Below are 18,509 nucleotides of genomic sequence, written 5' to 3' on the forward strand. Positions count from 1 at the left end.
GAGTCTGGACCGTGTCTCAGTTCCAATGTGGCCGATCACCCTCTCAGGTCGGCTACGCATCGTTGCCTTGGTGGGCCGTTACCTCACCAACTAGCTAATGCGCCGCGGGTCCATCTCAAAGTGGAATTCTCTAAAAGAAAAATCCTTTGATGTTTCAATCATGCGATCAAAACATATTATGCGGTATTAATCTCCCTTTCGGGAGGCTATTCCCCTCTTTGAGGCAGGTTACCCACGTGTTACTCACCCGTCCGCCGCTAATCCACCCCGAAGGGTTTCATCGCTCGACTTGCATGTGTTAGGCACGCCGCCAGCGTTCGTCCTGAGCCAGGATCAAACTCTCAATTTAAAAGTTTACACTTTTTATTTGAAATGAATAATCTGCGACAACTGTTAAGTCGTTTAATCAACATTACGTTGATTCGCAAGCTCATTACATACTTCTTAGTCTTACGACTAAAATTACTTTTTTATCTAAAGTAATTAACTGGTCAAGCGAAATACTATTTCGCTATTTTACCTATTTCTCTGTTTAATTTTCAAAGACCAATTTAAAAATATTTATTCGCCACTGAGTGACTACTCTTTATATTGTATCAGTTAACATTGCATATGTCAACGTTTTTATTAGCTTTTAGATTTTTACAAGTAAAAAGAAGCTAATGTTAAAATGGTACCTATGTCAAGGACACTATAAAAAAAGGTGCTAACAAGCCAAGAGATGATTTCTGTATTGTACAGGAGTCATTTTTTTTAGGTTCCATTGATACCTGTAATTATTATAATATGTAATATAGTTATCTATCATTTTCTTAACAGCTTTAAGTGTAGTGCAGGATTTTAGATCTATCTCGTCTTTCATATGTCCAAAAAATGATTCCTGAGGAGCGTTGTCCCAACAGTTACCTCTACGTGACATTGACTGTGATAAGTTGTGTTTGTTTAGTAGCTTTTGAAATGTTGGGCTTGTATAATGACTACCTTGGTCTGAATGAATAAAGGCATCTTTTGTTAATGTTACACGCCTAGTCTTAACTAGCTTCTTTATTGTATCTAAGGCTATATCAAGTGTTATTCTATCGGAAGTTTGATATGCTAATATCTCATTTGTTGAAGAGTCCTTAACTGTTGACAAGTAAGCCATCTTACTATTACCATATGGTAAATATGTTATATCAGTAAGCAGGACCTTTCCTGGCGTAGCCTGCTTAAATTCACGATTTAGAATATTTTTCACTACGCGATGTTCTTTTGTTGCCTTAGCAATTTTTCTATATGGATTGGGCCTTCTGTGAGGACATATTATTTCGTATTTATTCATAATCCTACGGATACGTTTTAAACTATATACAATATTAAATTCATTCTCCAAAATCATTTTAATAGATCTAGAGCCTTTCTTATAACCTCTTCTATTAAACACCTTCAATATTAAATCTCTATGTTCTAAATCATGCTGTTCGCTCTCTATTCGTATATCTTTTGAGGCAATAAAATTGTAGTATCCAGATCTAGATACTCCTGATAATTTGCATAAGTATCCAATTACATTTTTAAAGCTATATTTATCAATAATTTCTTTAATAATTTTAAAAACATCACTAGATCTAATTTTGTTATTTTTTTGTACCACCATCCTTTCTTTCGCGTCTAATTTTTTTAACAGTTCTACCTGTGCCTCAAGTAATTTTATTTTTGCTTCTTGCCTTTCTATTATTTCTTCCTTAGTGAGCTCGGTAGAGCATGGTCTCCCGCTCGCAGTTTTCCTAGTATCTTCTAAGCCTATAATTCCATCTTTCTTATATGCCGCTCTCCACCTTTGTGATGATTGTTCAATTCTTTTATACCCTATTATGTTTATATCGAATCCATTTTCCTCAAAAATCTGTCTTGGTAGTTTTCCAACTATATATTCATCTATAAATAATATTTTAAATTCATAATTATATGTGATTGCATATTCACTAACCCTTTTGACATTTTTATTATTTTTAAGCTTTATAATATCTTTTGGGGTAAATAAAATCTTACTCATTTGCCACCATCCTATCTATATATAAATTATACAAAAAAAGTACCTATAGTCCAAACACTTTTTTTCAAGTGTCCTTCTTATAGGTACCATTATATGTCTTAGCTTCTTTTTATATTTTACAGCCCTTTGCTTTTATAAACTTAGCATAGCAGCCACTTTTTCTTTATCAAAACCCATCATTTCTTCTCCATTTATATTTATTACCGGAACAGATCTATATCCTTTTTTTATAAGTGCCTTTTTTGCTTCTAAATCTTCAGAGATATTATGCTCAATATAATCAATATTGTTTTCTTTAAAAAACTCCATAGCCATATGACAAAATCCACAACTACTACTTGTATAAATCTCAACTTTATTCATAAATAATCTCTCCTTTACTTTCAATTGCTATAACTTAAATCGTATGCAATTAAACTATGATTTAATAATAACATCTTTCCTTTACTAAGTCAATAATAATTATTTATTAATTTGTTTTATTAGTATGCTTCTAAATTTAATAATATATTATAATTTTTTTCTGTTTTATCTTTACATATATTTTCAATAATACTATGATAGTTCTAACACTATGTCTTAGGAGGAAAAATAATTGTTAATTGTTTTATACTCCAGATAACTGAAAGGAAATAAGAGTTTATAACTTTTATTCTCCTCAGATGAATACTAGGGGGTGCCAGATAATAATGAAATTATTAGAAATCATAAATAAAGCAAAAACGCAGCATATATTAAACAAACAGGAAATCATCTCTCTTTTAGAGAGCAATGATGCAGACCAAGAACTATTTAACGCGGCTGATGAAGTTAGAAAAAAATACTTAGGTGATGACGTTCACCTTAGAGGTCTTATTGAATTTACTAATATATGTAAGCGCAATTGTTTTTACTGCGGACTTCGCCGCGATAATAAAAAAATAATTAGATATAGATTAACAGAGGAACAAATTTTGGACTTTGCCACTAAAGCTAAATCCTTTGGTTATAAAACCATAGTCCTTCAAGGTGGTGAAGATAATTATTACACCAGTGATAAAATTGTAAGAATAATAAAAGGAATAAAAGATTTAGGTTTAGCCCTAACTTTGAGTATAGGTGAAAAAACTTTTGATGAATATAAGGCTTTTAGAGCTGCTGGTGCTGATAGATATCTTCTAAGGATTGAAACAACAGACAAAGAACTATATGAAAAGCTAGATCCAGGTATGAGTCATGAAAGCAGACTGAATTGCTTAAAAATATTAAAAGAATTAGGCTTTGAAGTTGGAACAGGTGTTATGGTTGGACTTCCAAACCAAACTATAGAATCCTATGCAGATGATATATTATTTTTCAAAGAAATTGATGCTGACATGTTAGGCATAGGGCCTTTTATTCCAAATGAAGACACCCCCCTTGCAAACGCTAAAGGTAAGGAGTTAACTATGGCACTTAAAGTTATGTCTATAACACGTTTGCTACTACCAGACATTAATATACCTGCAACAACGGCTATGGAGTCCCTAAATAAAAACGGGAGACTAATGGCCCTACAAAGTGGCGCCAATGTTGTTATGCCTAATGTTACAGAAGGCGAATATAGAAAACAATATGCTCTATATCCAGGTAAAATATGTACTGGAGACACTCCTGCTCATTGTCGCGGATGTATAACAGGTAAAATTACCAGTATTGGAAGAAAAGTTTCAACTAATTATGGATTTAGAGGAAATAAACCAACTAATATACATGAACATAAATGATTTTACAATAAAAAAAGAGCCCTAGGGCTCTTTTTTTAGCTAAATGTCTTTTTAGCATCTTTTATTGGCTTATTATTAACTGGTTCATCTTCTGCATCCACAATTCCAGGTTTATTATGTCTCTTATTTAAATCATTCTGTATATTCATTTTCGTAGGTTTATTTGGCATTAAAAACTCCCCTTTCTAGGATTATATTATCCTAGAAGGCTAGTTTTTATTCTATACTTTTTACATTTGAAAATTTTCCATATTATAGTTTGAACTTCTGTACTATTTCATCTAATTTAATTACAATCTTCTCAAAATTTTCAGCAGTATTTGATATTTCTTCCATAGCACTAGTTTGTTCTTCCATAGATGCAGCTATTTCCTGCGTTGAAGCTGCCGTTTGTTCTGATATTGCCGACATTCCTTCTATAGATTGTAATACCTTATCTTTGTTTTTATCTACATTATTGATATTAGAACCCAATGTATCAATTTGAGTAATCATATTAATAATAGATTTTTCAATACTATCAAAAGATTTTTGTGACAGCTCCATGGATGAATTTGCTTCTTTATTGATATTCGTCCCCTTATTTATATTTGTTGTTACTTTGCTAATTTCCCTTTGGATTTCACCAATCATAGTTGTAATTTCATTAGTAGCTTCTGCGGTTTTTTCTGCAAGTTTTCTTACCTCATCAGCAACTACTGCAAATCCCTTCCCAGCTTCTCCAGCTCTAGCTGCTTCTATAGCAGCATTTAATGCTAAAAGATTTGTTTGTTCTGCTACAGCTTGTATAGTGCTTATAATTTCTCCGATGGAATTTGATTTATTTTGGAGCACAGATATGTTTTCTACTACTTCTTCATTAGACTTGTTACTTTCCCTAAATCTTTCAGTAAGCACCTTCATAGATTTTAATCCCTCTGCATTTACTAGTTTAGTCTCATTAGAATAATCCTTTAAAATCTCTGAACTCTTCACTGCAGTATTAATTTCTTCTGCAAGATTCGACAAATCCTTAGCACCACTTTGCGCATCTTGTACTTGATTTGTTGCTCCCTTTGCTAGTTCCTCAATTGCCACGGATACTGCTTCTATAGATTGGACAGTTTCATCCGTAGCAACAGCCATACCTTTTGAATATTCAAGAACTTCCCGAGAATTATCTCGCAAATTAGTAGTGATGTCTCTAAGTGCTCGCCTTAAATCAGCAACGGATTGTGCTATAATTCCTGTTTCATCCTTGTATTTTAAAATTCCTTCATAACTTTTGTCATAAGCTAAATCAAGCTTTGCGGTCTTGTCCACCAGCTTACTTATAAGCAAGATAGGATTAGATATTTTTTTACTAAAATAAAATGAAATAATTACAGATAATCCAAAAACAATTATAACTAAAATCATAAAATTAATTACACTTTCATAAAAACTTTTTTGCAAACTCGCCTTTTCACCTGCAATAAATTTGTCCATATCATCAACATAATTTCCTGTACCAATAACCCAATTAAAAGCTTTAAATACTTTACTATATGATCTCTTTGGGGATGCTACTTCTTCCCCTTTTTTAGGAAACCAATAATCTGTGTATCCACCTCCGTCTTTTAACCCATTTGCAATAATTTCTTTAATTATAAATTTTCCTTTCACGTCCTTTAACTCATATCTATTTTTACCTTCAGCTTCCCCACCAAGAAGTACTACATTTACTCCTTCAACGGTATCAATCCAAAAATATCCATTTTCACCATATTTCATTTCACGTGTTAAATCAGCACCAAGTTTTTTAGCTTTCTCTAATGTGATTTCTCCACCTTCATATTTTTTATTAATCCCCTCTAACATAGTTATAACATTTTCTACTCCGTTTTTAATTTTTTCATCATAATCTTTCCTAACAGTTACATCAATTGTTGTAACCGAATTCTTACTAATCAGGGACATTCTATAGGTTGCCATTCCTCCGATTAATAGTGCTGTTAATAGTACAACTAAAGTGTTTAAAGCTATTATTTTAGTACCTATTTTTTTCATCTAAACTCACTCCCCCTGTCTAATCTACTTTTTTAGTCTACTATTGTAACTAAATAAGGGGCTTTTAAAAAATATGAATAATTTCTATTTTTTAAAAGCCCCTATATACTAACAAATATTATTTTTAGTTTTATACTATATTATATTAAAAGCATATATACATTCATATATATTTATTTAAGTTAATTTTATCTATTATTATTGAACATTAATCGAAGGCAATATTAATTTCAATTGGAATATTGTCAACAATAAGGCTAACACATAAAACTGCATCAGTATTCATCTTTGCTTCAAAATCACTTCCATGCATTAATGTTGGGGTTGAAATATTAATAGTTGTTCCATTTTCAGCAAAATTGGTACTAGCATTTGCAGTGAGCATATTTGAAAGCTCTGATAACGCACTTTGTGCCATATCATCTAGTTCAGGAACAGGCATACCCATCATCATTACGGATGCAATTTGTTTTGCACTTTCATCCGTTAGTGAATAAATAATATTTCCTTTAATATCCCCCACTATACCTAATATAATCATTACCCCTAAACTTTTAATACTTTTTCCTTTAACACTAACCCCCTGTTTTTTAACCTCTTTAAACCCAAGCTGAGGCATTACATTCAAAAATGAATCTATAAATGGATTTACAAGATTTACATCCATTCATTAGCCCCCCTTTTAAATCCTACATTTAAACTTATCTCTCCAAAAATCGTTTGTGCAACTATGGATTTAGCATCAAGTATTGTTCTAGATACATTCAGAGAAGTTCCGTGGAATATAGTTGGTGGAGCTACCCTAAACCCAAAAACACTATTTTTGCGATTTAATAAGGAGCAAGCATTTCCTGAAATAATATTAGCGAATTCACCCATCATAGCTAAGGATTCTTCCGTGTTCTTCATTTCTCTTTTCAAGGCACACTTAGTCATAGCCTCAGCAGTTTCATAAGATAAATCGACAATCATACTACCACAATATTTTCCTATAATTCCCACAACAATAGAGATTCCTCTTGACTCTTGTGTTCCATTTGCTGTAACTTCTTTTTCAAAAGCTGGAGCTTCTTTTACTATTCTATTCATATTGTCAGAAAATACTTCTTTAAATACATTAAAATATATTTCTTCTAAATCATCAAATAATTTTTCATCCACCATGGCCCTTTGTATCGCTGTTGCAATTTCATCAGGTTGTACAGGTTTTTGAACATATCCTGACACCTTATTTTCTCTAGCTTCCGTTACAATTTCATCATCCATCATTGAGCTAACAATAATCACTTTTATATTAGGGTCTATTTTATGAATCGCTCTAGTACATTCTAATCCGTCAGTTCCTGGCATAGTCATATCCATAGTTACCAAATCTGGTCTTTTAGATTCAACCACTTCTATGGTTTCTTGTAGTGAACTAGCATTTCCAATTACCTCAAAACCCTTTTCCGTTAAAATTTCAGTAATGATACTTATTGAAAAAGGTGAATCATCTACAACCACAATTTTAATTTTTCCCATTTTTACACCAACCTTTGTTTTATTATATATTTTTTTAAAAAAAATGAATATAAATACTATTTAACTTTTAATTAACTAAATATGTATTTTTTTGTAATATAAATCTATTTTAATTACATTATACACGAAAAACCACAAATATTCACCATCATTTTACTTAATATTCTAAATTAATCTAGATTTTTTTTTTACAGTCACATTTAGTAGTATTTTCGAAAAATTTCCACCATAGTATGTGGTTTTCTCAAAAATAGTTTTTCTGCATAGTTATTTTAAATAGATAACAGCTAATTAATATAAAAATCCTATTAGACTTCACAATATAGAAATTCTATAATTAAAGTGTTATAGAATAACTTTTAGAGACTTTTAACGACTTCAGAAGGAAAGTCTCCTTCTGAAGTCGTTAATATTACAGCATCGCAGATGATGATTTAAGGAGGATTACACACTATGAATGACTTACCTAAAATATTCAATGAATTCAATGAAGCAAGACAAAAGGGGTTTGTTGATGTAAAAAACTTAAAAGATGATGGAAAAAAAATAGTAGGAACTTATTGCACATACAGTCCCTGGGAACTTATTATGGCTGCCGGTGCTATTCCTATTTCACTTTGTAGCATGAGTGACGAACCTATTGCCGAAGCTGAAAAGCATCTTCCCAAAAATTTATGTCCACTTATTAAATCAAGCTACGGTTTTGGTTTAACAGATAAATGTCCATATTTTTATTTTTCAGATATGATAGTTGGAGAAACTACTTGTGATGGAAAGAAAAAAATGTATGAGTATCTAGGAAAAATTAAACCAATGCACGTAATGCAATTACCTCAAACTAACAAGGGAGAGACTGCCTTTAATGCTTGGAAACATGAAATGATTTTATTTAAAGAGCGATTAGAAAGTGAATTTGGAGTAGACATCACGCAGGAAAAGCTTAAGGAAGCCATTAATCTTAGAAATAGAGAAAGAAAAGCACTAATAGATTTTTATGAACTAGGGAAAATGTGCCCACCTCCTATTACTGGAACCGAAATGCTTCAAGTATTATATGGGGCTACATTTAAAACAGATAAGGAAGCCCACATAAAAACGCTTACAAAGTTCACCCAAGATATAAAAGAAGATTATGAAAATGGAAATAAAAAGGTAAGCGAAAGCAGAAAAAGGATATTAATTACTGGTTGTCCTTTAGGTGGGGCTACTGAGAAAATCATTAAACTCATAGAGGAAAATGATGGTGTAGTTGTTTGTTATGAAAACTGTACAGGAATAAAAGCAAATCAAGAATTAGTAGATGAAAGTATAGATCCAATAGATGCACTTACTAAAAAATATTTAAATATACCTTGTTCATGTATGAGTCCTAATGACGGCAGAATAAGGTCTCTTTCAACTTTAGTAGATGAATACAAAGTAGATGGTGTAATCGATGTAATTCTACAGGCCTGTCATACTTATAGTGTGGAAAGTTATTCAATCAATAAATTTATGAAAGAAGAAAAACATACTCCATATATGAGTTTAGAAACAGATTATTCTCAAAATGATGTAGGACAACTTAAAACAAGAATTGCTGCATTTATTGAGATGCTATAATTTATAAACTTATATAAACAAACTAAAAAGAACTGCTCATATCTAAAGCAGTTCTTTTTAGTTGTATAAAATATTATATAACTTACTAATCTCATCAATCATTATAGAATATTAACGAATGAAATTCATGAATATTTTATCTTCTCTCTCTGGTGCTTTAATATTTCCTTTTCCATTTTCAACCAATTTCATAAGCCATGCCATATTTTTTCCTAGTACTCTCATAATTTGAGCACCTTCTTCATCTTGCAATGCATCTCCTGGTCTTGTGCCATTAATTACATTCCAATAATTTGAAGTTGGCATTAACATTTCCGAATAATTAATAAAATTATTTAGCTGATTAAAAGTTGGAATCCCGCCTGCACGTCTTACAGCAACAACAGATGCACCAACCTTATGTCTTAACATTCCATTATTATTACCTGCAACATAAAAAGCTCTATCTAAAAATGATTTCATAGTTCCTCCCATGGACGAATAATGCACAGGGGACCCTAAAATTATTCCATTTGCTCCCTTCATTTTTTGAATCCACTCATTAACCTCATCACCTGGAAGCACACATTTCTCATCTTTATTTTTTGCACATTTATTACAGGCAATACATCCTCTAATTGACTTGTTACCTACATGAATGATTTCTGTTTCTATTCCTTCTTTTTCAAGTTCACTTAAAACCATTTTTATTGCAAAATAAGTATTTCCCTCTTTATTTGGACTTCCGTTAAATGCTACAACTTTCATTTATTATTCCTCCTAATTATACCCTTTTATATAAATTCACCTCTGACTGTCCTTGTTTTAAATCTCCAAATTTCGGTACAATACTAGTAAAATGTTCTGAGTTATTATGAAGATTAATTGCTTCACTATTTTCCCATTCTTCTATGAAGGTTAATATATTACAATTATTAGAATCCTCATATAAGTTGTAAGATATACACCCACTTTCTTTTCTACTTTCATTTATAAGTTTTTCTGCTAAAAGTTTGAATTCTTCTGTTTTGCCCTGTTTTATTGAATTTTTTGCAACTATAGTTATCATTTTAATTTCCACACTCCTTTGTTTTTTTGCTAAATTAATAGCACTTACATTAAATATTATACGCTATGAAAATATATGTAACAAGTACGCACTTTTTTGTAAGGTAACTTACCAAAAGGTATGAATTGTTGCATTTACCAAGATTTTCGACATTTTTTTCCAATCAAATTGATGCTATAACCCAATATAAATTAAATTTCAACAACATAAAACTTATTTAACTACACTCTAACTTCATTAATGATGAAGCTATTACATTATAGACTCCATCTTCATTATTGCTTTCTGCAATAAAGTTAGCATGCTTTTTAACATCTTCTGGGGCATTCTCCATGGCATAACTATAGTGTGCTGCCTTAAACATAGTCAAATCATTATAATAATCTCCAAAAACCATTGTGTTGCTTTGATTTATCTTAAATTTTTCTTGAAGTATTTTTATAGCATTTCCTTTGCTTACCCCTTTATTCATTATATCTACCCACTTGTCCCCAGATACAACAAATTCAAGTTTATCACTTAAATTTTCCTTCATATAATTGACTATTGATGGATTTACACCACTAGCCATATAATAAGTAATTTTGTATATTGGATTTTTTATTTCACTAAAAGATTTTAATATTACTGCAGGCACGCCAAACAGTGTAAATGTATTCAACATATCTTCTGACGGATTTACTATGTATGCCTCATTCTCTCCTGCTAATAATAATTGCTCTCCTAATTCTGGATTTAAATCTATTACATGGTTTATTTCTTCTTTATTAATAATGTTTTCATATAGCGCCTTCCCCTTGTTGTTCTTAACAAGAGCTCCATTATGAGCAATGAATATCATATCCGTATTTACCTTTTCGAAGTTTTTTTGCAGTTGAGAGTAAAACCTACCACTGGCTGCTACAAATTTTATATCCTTTTCATTCAGAATATTAATTAAATCAAATATTTTTTCGTTTATATTTCCATTATCATTTAATAATGTACCATCCATATCAGTTGCAATGAGTTTTATCATAATTATTTTCTCCTTTGTTTATCCTCATACATTTTTTCATCTGCAATTTTTATTAATTCTTCAAAAATAACTCCATCACTAGGAAATAATGAATAACCAATGCTTATTCCACTATTTTTCTCAGGTAATATTTCACATTGATGCATTTTTTTTAAATTTATTAATGATTTTCTTGCTGTAATTACTCCATAATATTACACCTGCTACGTAAATAACCGATCCCAATGTAAAACAGAAGAATTAGATCCACTAAAAAACCATAAAAATGAGCTATAAACGAACTAATGTCCATTTATAGCTCATTACACCCTTTTGATTTTCATGAAAAAGGTATCTTGATTATATCATTATCTTACATACATTGTTTGTAAATTCTACTGGGTCATTAATTGGAAGTCCCTCGATAAGCAATGCTTGATTATATAATATATTTGTATACAAACCAAACTTATCTTTATCATTTTCAAAAGACTCTTTAAGAGCTTTAAACATATCATGGTTTATATTTATTTCTAAAACCTTGTCTGCTTTTATATTTTCGCTGTTAGGCATAGCATTTAATACTTTTTCCATTTCTATTGTAAGGTCACCATCATTTGATAAACATACTGGATAGTTCTTAAGTCTCTTTGATGCCCTAACATCTTTAACCTTATCTGATAAAAGTTTTTTCATATTTTCAAATAATTCTTTACTTTCTTTGTCATCAGTTTTAGTAGCATCTTCTTTTTCTTCTGCTTCTATACCTAATTCACCACTTGATACAGATTTAAACTCTTTTTCTTTATATGCCATTATCATTCTTATTGCAAATTCATCTACATCATCCGTAAAGTATAGAATTTCAAATCCTTTATCTGATACCATTTCAATTTGTGGTAATTTTTCTATTCGCTCGTTTGATTCTCCTGCAGCATAATAAATGTATTTCTGATCTTCTGGCATTCTAGAAACATATTCATCTAAAGTGACCATTTTCTTCTCTTTTGACGAATAGAATAGTAATAAGTCTTGTAAAACTTCTTTATTACTTCCAAAATCGCTATAAATACCATACTTTAATTGTCTTCCGAAAGATTTATAGAATTCATCATATTTTTCTCTTTCATTTTTCAATAAATTGTCTAACTCACCCTTAATTTTAGTTTTTATGTTTTTAGCAATAAGTTTCAGCTGTCTATCATGCTGTAATACCTCTCTCGATATATTAAGTGACAAGTCCTCTGAATCCACTATTCCTTTTACAAAACTAAAATAATCAGGCAATAAATCTGCACACTTATTCATAATTAAGACGCCGCTTGAATATAACTCTAGGCCCTTTTCATATTCTTTTGTATAGAAATCATAAGGTGTTTTTTCTGGGATATACAAAATTGCGTTATAACTTATAGCTCCATCAACACTTATGTGAATATGCTTTGTTGGTTTATCAAAACCATAATGCTTTTCGGCATAAAAGTTGTTATAATCCTCATCTGTAAGTTCACTTTTGTTTTTTCTCCATATAGGAACCATACTATTTACAGTTTTTTCCACCATAAAGTCCTCATGTTCTGTTTCACTACCTTCTTTAAGTCTTGATTCACTTACCTCCATTTTAATTGGATATCTAATAAAATCAGAATATTTCTTTATAATGGATTTTATTCCGTGTTCCTCAAGGTATTCATCAAAGTTTTCATCTTCTGTATTTTCTTTTATCTTAAGTGTAATTTCTGTACCAACAGAGTCTTTTGTGCAAGGTTCTATTGTATAACCATCTGCACCATTAGATTCCCACTTGTGCGCCTCATCACTACCTAAAACTTTACTTATAACAGTAATATTGTCAGCTACCATAAACGCAGAATAAAATCCTACTCCAAACTGTCCTATTATATCATACCCATCTTTTATTTCATTTTCTTTTTTAAATGCCAAAGATCCACTCTTAGCTATAACTCCAAGATTATCACTAAGTTCATCTTCTGACATTCCAATACCTGTATCAGAAATTTTTAATATCCTATTTTCCTTATCACTTGCTATTGTAATATAGTAGTTTTCTTTATCGAAAGTTAGCGTTTCATCTGTCAATGTCTTATAATAAATTTTGTCAATAGCATCACTTGAATTAGAAATAAGTTCTCTTAAAAAAATATCCCTATGAGTATATATTGAATTTACCATCATATCCAGAATTCTTTTAGACTCCGTTTTAAACTGTTTCTTTTCCAATTAAAATATCCCCTTTCATAACAAATCCTCTTGTTTTTTATTTGTTAGCACTCAGTATGATTGAGTGCTAATTATACTTATAAAATACACCATTTCTTATGATTTGTCAATATACTATTTACCATTTATATCTCTTTTTCAATTTTTAAGCTTCCCTACCTTTACCCATTTTGTATCTTCAGGTACTTACTTTGCTTATTTTATAAGTGCATATATACATCATCAATATACCTATTATTCAAATCCAAATGATGAAATTTATAATTTATGCATATTATGTAGAATAAACGATTATTTTATGATTTTATTATTAATCAAATTATAAAGTTTCGTTAATTTACAACGAAATATTATATAATGGCATAACCAAAGTCTATTTTTGTCTAAATTATATAAATATAGGGGGAACAAATGAAAAAATTAACAATTAAACACAAACTAATTTCAGCATTTACATTTTTATTAATGGTAGTATTAGGCACGGGTATATACTCAATGCAAACCCTTAAAGATGTGAATGATATGTCAACGTTAATAGCAACAAGTAGTATTCCAGGAATTCAGTATTCAAGTGCTGCTAATACCTTGACATCTAATTATAGAATTTTAGAGTTTGAGCATATTATAGCTACATCTAATGAAGAAATGAAGGAAATAGAAAAATCAATGGATGAAAAAAATAATCAAATAAATAAGAACTTAATTGAATATGAAAAAACTATTGTAACTAATGATGATAGGGAAATGTATAACACAGTAAAAAATGAATGGCCTAAATATTTAGAAATTCATAAAAAAGTAATAGCATTAAGTACCCAATTAAAAACACAAGAAGCAGTAAAAATAATGCACATTGAAGGTGAGCAAGCTTTTGATACAGCAAGTAATTCACTTATAAAATTAGTGGACTATAATAATAAAGATGCAAAAGATGTATCTGCTAAATGTGATATTGCATATGCAAATTCTAGAAATACCCTTATAGTAATTAATTTAATATCAATTTTACTGGCTGCAGTTGGAGCGACTTTAATAATAAGAAGCATTATTAACCCTATAAACATTTTGAAAAATGAAATGGAAACATTGGCAAGTAAAGGTGGAGATTTAACTCAAGAAATTAAAATTTCATCTAAAGATGAATTAGGTATACTTGCAACTGCTATAAATAAGTTTTTAGCGAATTTAAGAACTATAATGATTGAAGTAAATGAAACTACAGCGTATACAGTTGAAACCGTAGATATGATTAGCAAGAATATGGTTGATTTAAATGTACAAATAGAGGATGTATTTGCTACTACTGAGGAACTAGCTGCGGGTATGGAAGAAACCGCTGCATCTACAGAAGAAATAAGTGCAACAGTTAATGAAGTTAATTTAGTTGTTGGTTCTTTATCGAATAAAGCTAGAGATGGGGAAGTATCTTCTAAAGAAATAAATGGTAGAGCCGTAGCCTTAAAAAATAGTGCACTAACCTCACAACAAGAAACTCATAAAATGTATCTTAATACAAAAACTAAATTAGAAAAAGCAATTGAAGAGTCAAAGATAGTAGCGGAAATAAATGTACTTTCAGATATAATACTTCAAATATCTGCTCAAACTAATTTATTAGCACTTAACGCAGCTATTGAAGCAGCTCGTGCAGGGGAAGCAGGTAAAGGTTTCTCAGTAGTTGCTGATGAAATAAGACAATTAGCAGAACAATCAAATAATACAGTAGTAAAAATACAAAAGGTTACAGGTACGGTAACATCAACAGTTTCTAATCTTTCAAATGGTTCTATAGAAATATTAAACTTTATGGATACAAAGGTTTTAAAGGACTATGAATCTTTAGTAGACACAGGAGATAAATATAGCACTGATGCTAATTTTGTAAATTCTTTAGTCCATGATTTTAACTCAAGTACACTGGAACTCTCAGAGTCAATTGATGTTATAGTTAGTACAATTGATGGAATAACCGGTGCAGCAACTGAAGGTGCTCAGGGTACTGTAAATATAACAGATAAACTTACAGATGTTGTTAAAAAATCAAATGAAGTAATAGCTGAAACAAAATTTGCTAAAGAAAATTCAGATAAACTTTTAAGTATTTTATCTAAATTTAAAGTTTAGGTGTGAACTTTGCTAATATCTAGGAGAACTTACAGAGGCTATGAATGCTTTTTTGAAGAAAATTAGAGTTTTTTGTAAAAATACAGTTAAAACGGATTCGCACTTAAGTAAACTTTAAGATAATATAAAGATTCTTGATGTTTTATGGAAGAAATGATAGAATAAAGAATATTCTAAAAATACTGATAAATTAAAAGGGGGACTCTTTATGAAAAAGGATAAGAAAAATTTTTCTATTGGACTTAAGGCGAATATCATAACTTCGGGTATTCTTTTAATTTCACTTTCATTGTTAACTGTGCTTTCTGTTTACACAATAAATAAAGAATTACTAAGAAACATGCAAGCAGATGGATTATCTTTGGTAAAACAGTTTGAACGCCAGATAGAAATGAGCAATAAAACTGTGGTAGCTCTAGATCAACAATTAGACGAAAAATTAAAGTCGGTAGCCTATTCTTTGGCTGGAAACAATAATATATCTAATGCATATCTAACCGAACTGGCGGAAAAAATAGGAGTAGCAGAAATAGATGTTACTGGACCAAATCGAAAAATACTATATTCTAATTTAGCAGAAAATTTAGGTTGGGCTTATCCAGAAAATCATCCCACCGATCCATTATTCAAAGGTACAAAAAAAGAAATTATTGAAGCTGTTAGGCAAAGTAAAACAGACAAGAAATACTATAAATATGGAGAAATCAGCTTGAAAAATGGCGGTATAATACAAGTTGGAATATCCGCCGATGCAATAGAAAAAGCAAAAGTCGAAATTCATATTCAAGCAATTGTTAATGAAATTGCAAAGGAGTCCAATGTTGTATATGCTTGCGTCATTGGGAAAGATTTGAAATCACTTGCCCATAGTAACCCTAAAAGAATTGGGATTGTATTGGATGACATTGGAAGTAAAACTGCGGCAGTAGATGAGAAGACCTTTACAAACACTTTTTTATATCCTGGTACGAATATACTGGCATATGATATAGCCATTCCTCTGTACCAAAATGGTAAACATATTGGTGCCGTGGATGTTGGATTGTCAATGGAAAATTTGAATATTGCAAAGAAAAAAATGATTTTGCAAGCAGTAGCTCTTGCTGCATTATTCTTTATAATTGGCACATTGTGTCTTTCATTTTTAATACGCAATATGGTTCGTCCTATTCAAACTTTGGTAAAGACAGCGAAAAAAATCTCTGAGGGCAATTTGGAGCAAGTTATTATGGTGCAAAATAATGATGAAGTTGGAGTTTTGGCTACAAGTTTTAATAACATGATATTAAATTTAAAGAAAATGATTAACAGAATACAAACAGCTACCTCCTCTGTATCAGAGTATTCCAACGAAATTATAGTAGCTTTCGAAAGTGCAACAGCATTTTCTGAAGAAATCTCTGCAACCGCTCAAAATATGAGTGAAGGTGCTAAAGTTCAAGTTAGAGAAACTGGTGACATTACAAAGCATATTAAAGACGTAATAGAAAACATAAATACAGTAAAAGATGAGGTTATGTATGCTGTTATCAATTCAGATGAAACTAGCAAACTAGTTACTGGAGGTAATATAAAAATACAATATATGTCAAAACAGATGGATAAAATTAGACATAGTGTTAATTTAAGCTCTGATGCCATATATGCATTGGAATCTATTTCTAATGAAATAGGAAGTATAGTTGAAATTATAAATGGAATCGCAAGACAAACTAATTTATTAGCACTAAATGCTTCTATTGAAGCAGCTCGAGCAGGAGAATCTGGAAAAGGTTTTGCTGTAGTTGCAGATGAAGTTAGAAAATTAGCGGAAGAATCTATAAAATCAGCGGATGGAATTAAGAACTTGGTAGGAAAAACCCAAGAGAATACAAAAAAAGCACTTACATCTATTCAAAATGGAAATGAAGATGTGGAAACAGGAGAAACTGCTGTAAAAGAAGTAGAGGCCTTTATGCAAAATGTATTAGAAGCTTCTATTATTAGTAAAAATAAGTTAGACAGTGCAAATGATAAATTAACCAAAATACAAGGAAATACCAATAAAATTTATCATAACATAGATCAAATTCAAGAGATTGCAGATCAATCCTCCACAAATATCTTTGAAATAGCAGAATCTATTCAAAAAGAATCAGCATCTATTGAACAAATTTCGGATACATCGCAAAAATTAATGAAAATGATTTATGAATTAAATGATGTTGTAAATCAGTTTACTTCAGGAGATGCTTAGCATAGTCGAACATTTGAGTTTTAAAAAAACTTTGCTTTTTAGAAACGCCCCAATACTTCAAAAGATATCTTTTGAAGTATTGGGGTGTTTTTTAACAATATTCTTATTATTTAGATTAAATTATTTAAATGCTAGATAATTTAACTTTTATTTTAGTGTATACCTGCAATATCTTTCTTATTTTGTTTTTTATTGCATATCTTTTCCCGCCTTTTTTCAAGTTCGGTAGCTACATCCTCTACTTTTACACCCTGTAGCACCATAAGTACTAGGGTATGATATAATAAATCTGATATTTCTGAAACCACTTCTTTCGGGTCATTGTTCTTGCTACTAATTAAAACTTCTGCACTTTCCTCTCCTATTTTTTTAAGGATTTTATCCAAACCTTCTTCGAAAAGATAACTTGTGTAAGAGCCTTCTATAGGATTTTCTTTTCTTTCTTCAATGATTTTATAAAGTTCCTGTACTACGTTTATTTCATTCATTTTTATTCTCCTTCTCTGCTTATTTTAACATCTTTATTTTTGATATTGTTTCTGCCCAGCTATACCTTACTATTCCAAATTTCCCTGTAAAAACAAGTTTTACTTCCAGTATGACAAGCTACTCCAATTTGCTCTACTACTATAAGAATTGTATCTACATCACAATCAATGCTAATGTTTTTTACATATTGAAAATGTCCTGATGTTTCTCCTTTGTTCCACAACTTATTTCTAGATCTACTAAAGAACCAAGTTGTTCCAGTTTCAATAGTTTTTTTGAAGGATTCCTCATTCATGTAGGCAAGCATTAAAACTTTTCCGGTGATATACTCCTGCACTATTGCAGGTACTAGTCCATTATTAAATTCAATTTCAAGTATGTCATTCACAAGCTCACCACATTTCTTTATTTTTTTAAGTCTCATTAAGATAAATAACAAATCG

General features: G+C 30.6%; 16 protein-coding genes and 1 rRNA gene. 4 read left to right on the forward strand and 13 right to left on the reverse strand.

Features of this window, described 5'->3' with window-relative positions; genetic code table 11:
- From Ctaglu_RS17820 to Ctaglu_RS17830, 3 genes are all read right to left on the reverse strand, one after another.
- Positions 1-349: ribosomal RNA gene (locus Ctaglu_RS17820) — 16S ribosomal RNA — on the reverse strand; the annotation flags it as partial.
- Positions 350-706: 357 nt separating this feature from the next.
- Positions 707-2,035, reverse strand: coding sequence for an IS3 family transposase (locus Ctaglu_RS17825; RefSeq protein ID WP_125004187.1), 1,329 nt, complete (start codon positions 2,033-2,035; stop codon positions 707-709).
- Between the two features lie 132 nt (positions 2,036-2,167).
- Positions 2,168-2,398, reverse strand: coding sequence for a glutaredoxin family protein (locus tag Ctaglu_RS17830; protein WP_125004189.1), 231 nt, complete (start codon positions 2,396-2,398; stop codon positions 2,168-2,170).
- Between the two features lie 326 nt (positions 2,399-2,724).
- Between Ctaglu_RS17830 and hydE the strand changes: the two genes are divergently transcribed.
- On the forward strand, positions 2,725-3,780 hold the full coding sequence (hydE, locus tag Ctaglu_RS17835) for a [FeFe] hydrogenase H-cluster radical SAM maturase HydE (RefSeq protein WP_125004191.1): 1,056 nt from the start codon (positions 2,725-2,727) through the stop codon (positions 3,778-3,780).
- Between the two features lie 35 nt (positions 3,781-3,815).
- On the opposite strand, the gene Ctaglu_RS26270 is transcribed toward hydE, so the two are convergent.
- The 4 genes from Ctaglu_RS26270 to Ctaglu_RS17850 all read right to left on the reverse strand — a co-directional run bounded on the left by Ctaglu_RS26270 (position 3,816) and on the right by Ctaglu_RS17850 (position 7,329).
- Positions 3,816-3,950: a hypothetical protein gene (locus tag Ctaglu_RS26270; RefSeq protein ID WP_267901299.1), complete on the reverse strand. Its 135-nt coding sequence runs from the start codon at positions 3,948-3,950 to the stop codon at positions 3,816-3,818.
- Positions 3,951-4,032: 82 nt separating this feature from the next.
- A complete protein-coding gene (locus tag Ctaglu_RS17840) occupies positions 4,033-5,808 on the reverse strand; it encodes a methyl-accepting chemotaxis protein (RefSeq protein ID WP_125004193.1) in 1,776 nt (591 codons plus the stop codon).
- A gap of 208 nt (positions 5,809-6,016) precedes the next feature.
- The gene (locus Ctaglu_RS17845) at positions 6,017-6,475 is read right to left on the reverse strand and encodes a chemotaxis protein CheX (RefSeq protein WP_125004195.1); all 459 of its coding nucleotides are present in this window, start codon (positions 6,473-6,475) and stop codon (positions 6,017-6,019) included.
- Positions 6,466-7,329: a response regulator gene (locus Ctaglu_RS17850; RefSeq protein ID WP_125004197.1), complete on the reverse strand. Its 864-nt coding sequence runs from the start codon at positions 7,327-7,329 to the stop codon at positions 6,466-6,468. The genes Ctaglu_RS17845 and Ctaglu_RS17850 overlap by 10 nt, the downstream gene beginning before the upstream one ends.
- A gap of 453 nt (positions 7,330-7,782) precedes the next feature.
- Between Ctaglu_RS17850 and Ctaglu_RS17855 the strand changes: the two genes are divergently transcribed.
- Positions 7,783-8,931: a double-cubane-cluster-containing anaerobic reductase gene (locus Ctaglu_RS17855; RefSeq protein ID WP_125004199.1), complete on the forward strand. Its 1,149-nt coding sequence runs from the start codon at positions 7,783-7,785 to the stop codon at positions 8,929-8,931.
- 111 nt (positions 8,932-9,042) lie between these two features.
- Here the strand turns inward: Ctaglu_RS17855 and Ctaglu_RS17860 are convergent, their stop codons facing one another.
- The 4 genes from Ctaglu_RS17860 to htpG all read right to left on the reverse strand — a co-directional run bounded on the left by Ctaglu_RS17860 (position 9,043) and on the right by htpG (position 13,217).
- Positions 9,043-9,678, reverse strand: coding sequence for a flavodoxin family protein (locus Ctaglu_RS17860; protein ID WP_125004201.1), 636 nt, complete (start codon positions 9,676-9,678; stop codon positions 9,043-9,045).
- A 16-nt stretch (positions 9,679-9,694) separates the two neighbouring features.
- Positions 9,695-9,979, reverse strand: a complete 285-nt coding sequence (locus tag Ctaglu_RS17865) for a putative quinol monooxygenase (RefSeq protein ID WP_125004318.1) — start codon at positions 9,977-9,979, stop codon at positions 9,695-9,697.
- Between the two features lie 217 nt (positions 9,980-10,196).
- Positions 10,197-10,997: a Cof-type HAD-IIB family hydrolase gene (locus Ctaglu_RS17870; RefSeq protein WP_125004203.1), complete on the reverse strand. Its 801-nt coding sequence runs from the start codon at positions 10,995-10,997 to the stop codon at positions 10,197-10,199.
- Between the two features lie 339 nt (positions 10,998-11,336).
- Positions 11,337-13,217, reverse strand: a complete 1,881-nt coding sequence (htpG, locus tag Ctaglu_RS17880; RefSeq protein ID WP_125004208.1) for a molecular chaperone HtpG — start codon at positions 13,215-13,217, stop codon at positions 11,337-11,339.
- Between the two features lie 411 nt (positions 13,218-13,628).
- On the opposite strand from htpG, the gene Ctaglu_RS17885 reads away from it, so the two are divergent.
- On the forward strand, positions 13,629-15,341 hold the full coding sequence (locus Ctaglu_RS17885; RefSeq protein WP_125004210.1) for a methyl-accepting chemotaxis protein: 1,713 nt from the start codon (positions 13,629-13,631) through the stop codon (positions 15,339-15,341).
- A 208-nt stretch (positions 15,342-15,549) separates the two neighbouring features.
- The gene (locus Ctaglu_RS17890) at positions 15,550-17,577 is read left to right on the forward strand and encodes a methyl-accepting chemotaxis protein (protein WP_125004212.1); all 2,028 of its coding nucleotides are present in this window, start codon (positions 15,550-15,552) and stop codon (positions 17,575-17,577) included.
- Positions 17,578-17,729: 152 nt separating this feature from the next.
- Here the strand turns inward: Ctaglu_RS17890 and hisE are convergent, their stop codons facing one another.
- Positions 17,730-18,065 (reverse strand): phosphoribosyl-ATP diphosphatase, encoded by a 336-nt coding sequence (hisE, locus tag Ctaglu_RS17895; protein ID WP_125004214.1) that lies wholly within the window; start codon positions 18,063-18,065, stop codon positions 17,730-17,732.
- 59 nt (positions 18,066-18,124) lie between these two features.
- Positions 18,125-18,490, reverse strand: a complete 366-nt coding sequence (hisI, locus tag Ctaglu_RS17900; RefSeq protein ID WP_125004217.1) for a phosphoribosyl-AMP cyclohydrolase — start codon at positions 18,488-18,490, stop codon at positions 18,125-18,127.
- Positions 18,491-18,509 lie beyond the last annotated feature (19 nt).

The sequence above is a fragment of the Clostridium tagluense genome (genome assembly GCF_003865095.1).
GTDB lineage: Bacteria > Bacillota > Clostridia > Clostridiales > Clostridiaceae > Clostridium_AD > Clostridium_AD tagluense.

Bases quoted from the DNA above. Each gene is read 5' to 3' on its own strand.
- Ctaglu_RS17825 (WP_125004187.1), bottom strand. From the start codon at position 2,035: ATGAGTAAGATTTTATTTACCCCAAAAGATATTATAAAGCTTAAAAAT.
- Ctaglu_RS17830 (WP_125004189.1), bottom strand. From the start codon at position 2,398: ATGAATAAAGTTGAGATTTATACAAGTAGTAGTTGTGGATTTTGTCAT.
- hydE (WP_125004191.1), top strand. From the start codon at position 2,725: ATGAAATTATTAGAAATCATAAATAAAGCAAAAACGCAGCATATATTA.
- Ctaglu_RS26270 (WP_267901299.1), bottom strand. From the start codon at position 3,950: ATGCCAAATAAACCTACGAAAATGAATATACAGAATGATTTAAATAAG.
- Ctaglu_RS17840 (WP_125004193.1), bottom strand. From the start codon at position 5,808: ATGAAAAAAATAGGTACTAAAATAATAGCTTTAAACACTTTAGTTGTA.
- Ctaglu_RS17845 (WP_125004195.1), bottom strand. From the start codon at position 6,475: ATGGATGTAAATCTTGTAAATCCATTTATAGATTCATTTTTGAATGTA.
- Ctaglu_RS17850 (WP_125004197.1), bottom strand. From the start codon at position 7,329: ATGGGAAAAATTAAAATTGTGGTTGTAGATGATTCACCTTTTTCAATA.
- Ctaglu_RS17855 (WP_125004199.1), top strand. From the start codon at position 7,783: ATGAATGACTTACCTAAAATATTCAATGAATTCAATGAAGCAAGACAA.
- Ctaglu_RS17860 (WP_125004201.1), bottom strand. From the start codon at position 9,678: ATGAAAGTTGTAGCATTTAACGGAAGTCCAAATAAAGAGGGAAATACT.
- Ctaglu_RS17865 (WP_125004318.1), bottom strand. From the start codon at position 9,979: ATGATAACTATAGTTGCAAAAAATTCAATAAAACAGGGCAAAACAGAA.
- Ctaglu_RS17870 (WP_125004203.1), bottom strand. From the start codon at position 10,997: ATGATAAAACTCATTGCAACTGATATGGATGGTACATTATTAAATGAT.
- Ctaglu_RS17885 (WP_125004210.1), top strand. From the start codon at position 13,629: ATGAAAAAATTAACAATTAAACACAAACTAATTTCAGCATTTACATTT.
- Ctaglu_RS17890 (WP_125004212.1), top strand. From the start codon at position 15,550: ATGAAAAAGGATAAGAAAAATTTTTCTATTGGACTTAAGGCGAATATC.
- hisE (WP_125004214.1), bottom strand. From the start codon at position 18,065: ATGAATGAAATAAACGTAGTACAGGAACTTTATAAAATCATTGAAGAA.
- hisI (WP_125004217.1), bottom strand. From the start codon at position 18,490: ATGAGACTTAAAAAAATAAAGAAATGTGGTGAGCTTGTGAATGACATA.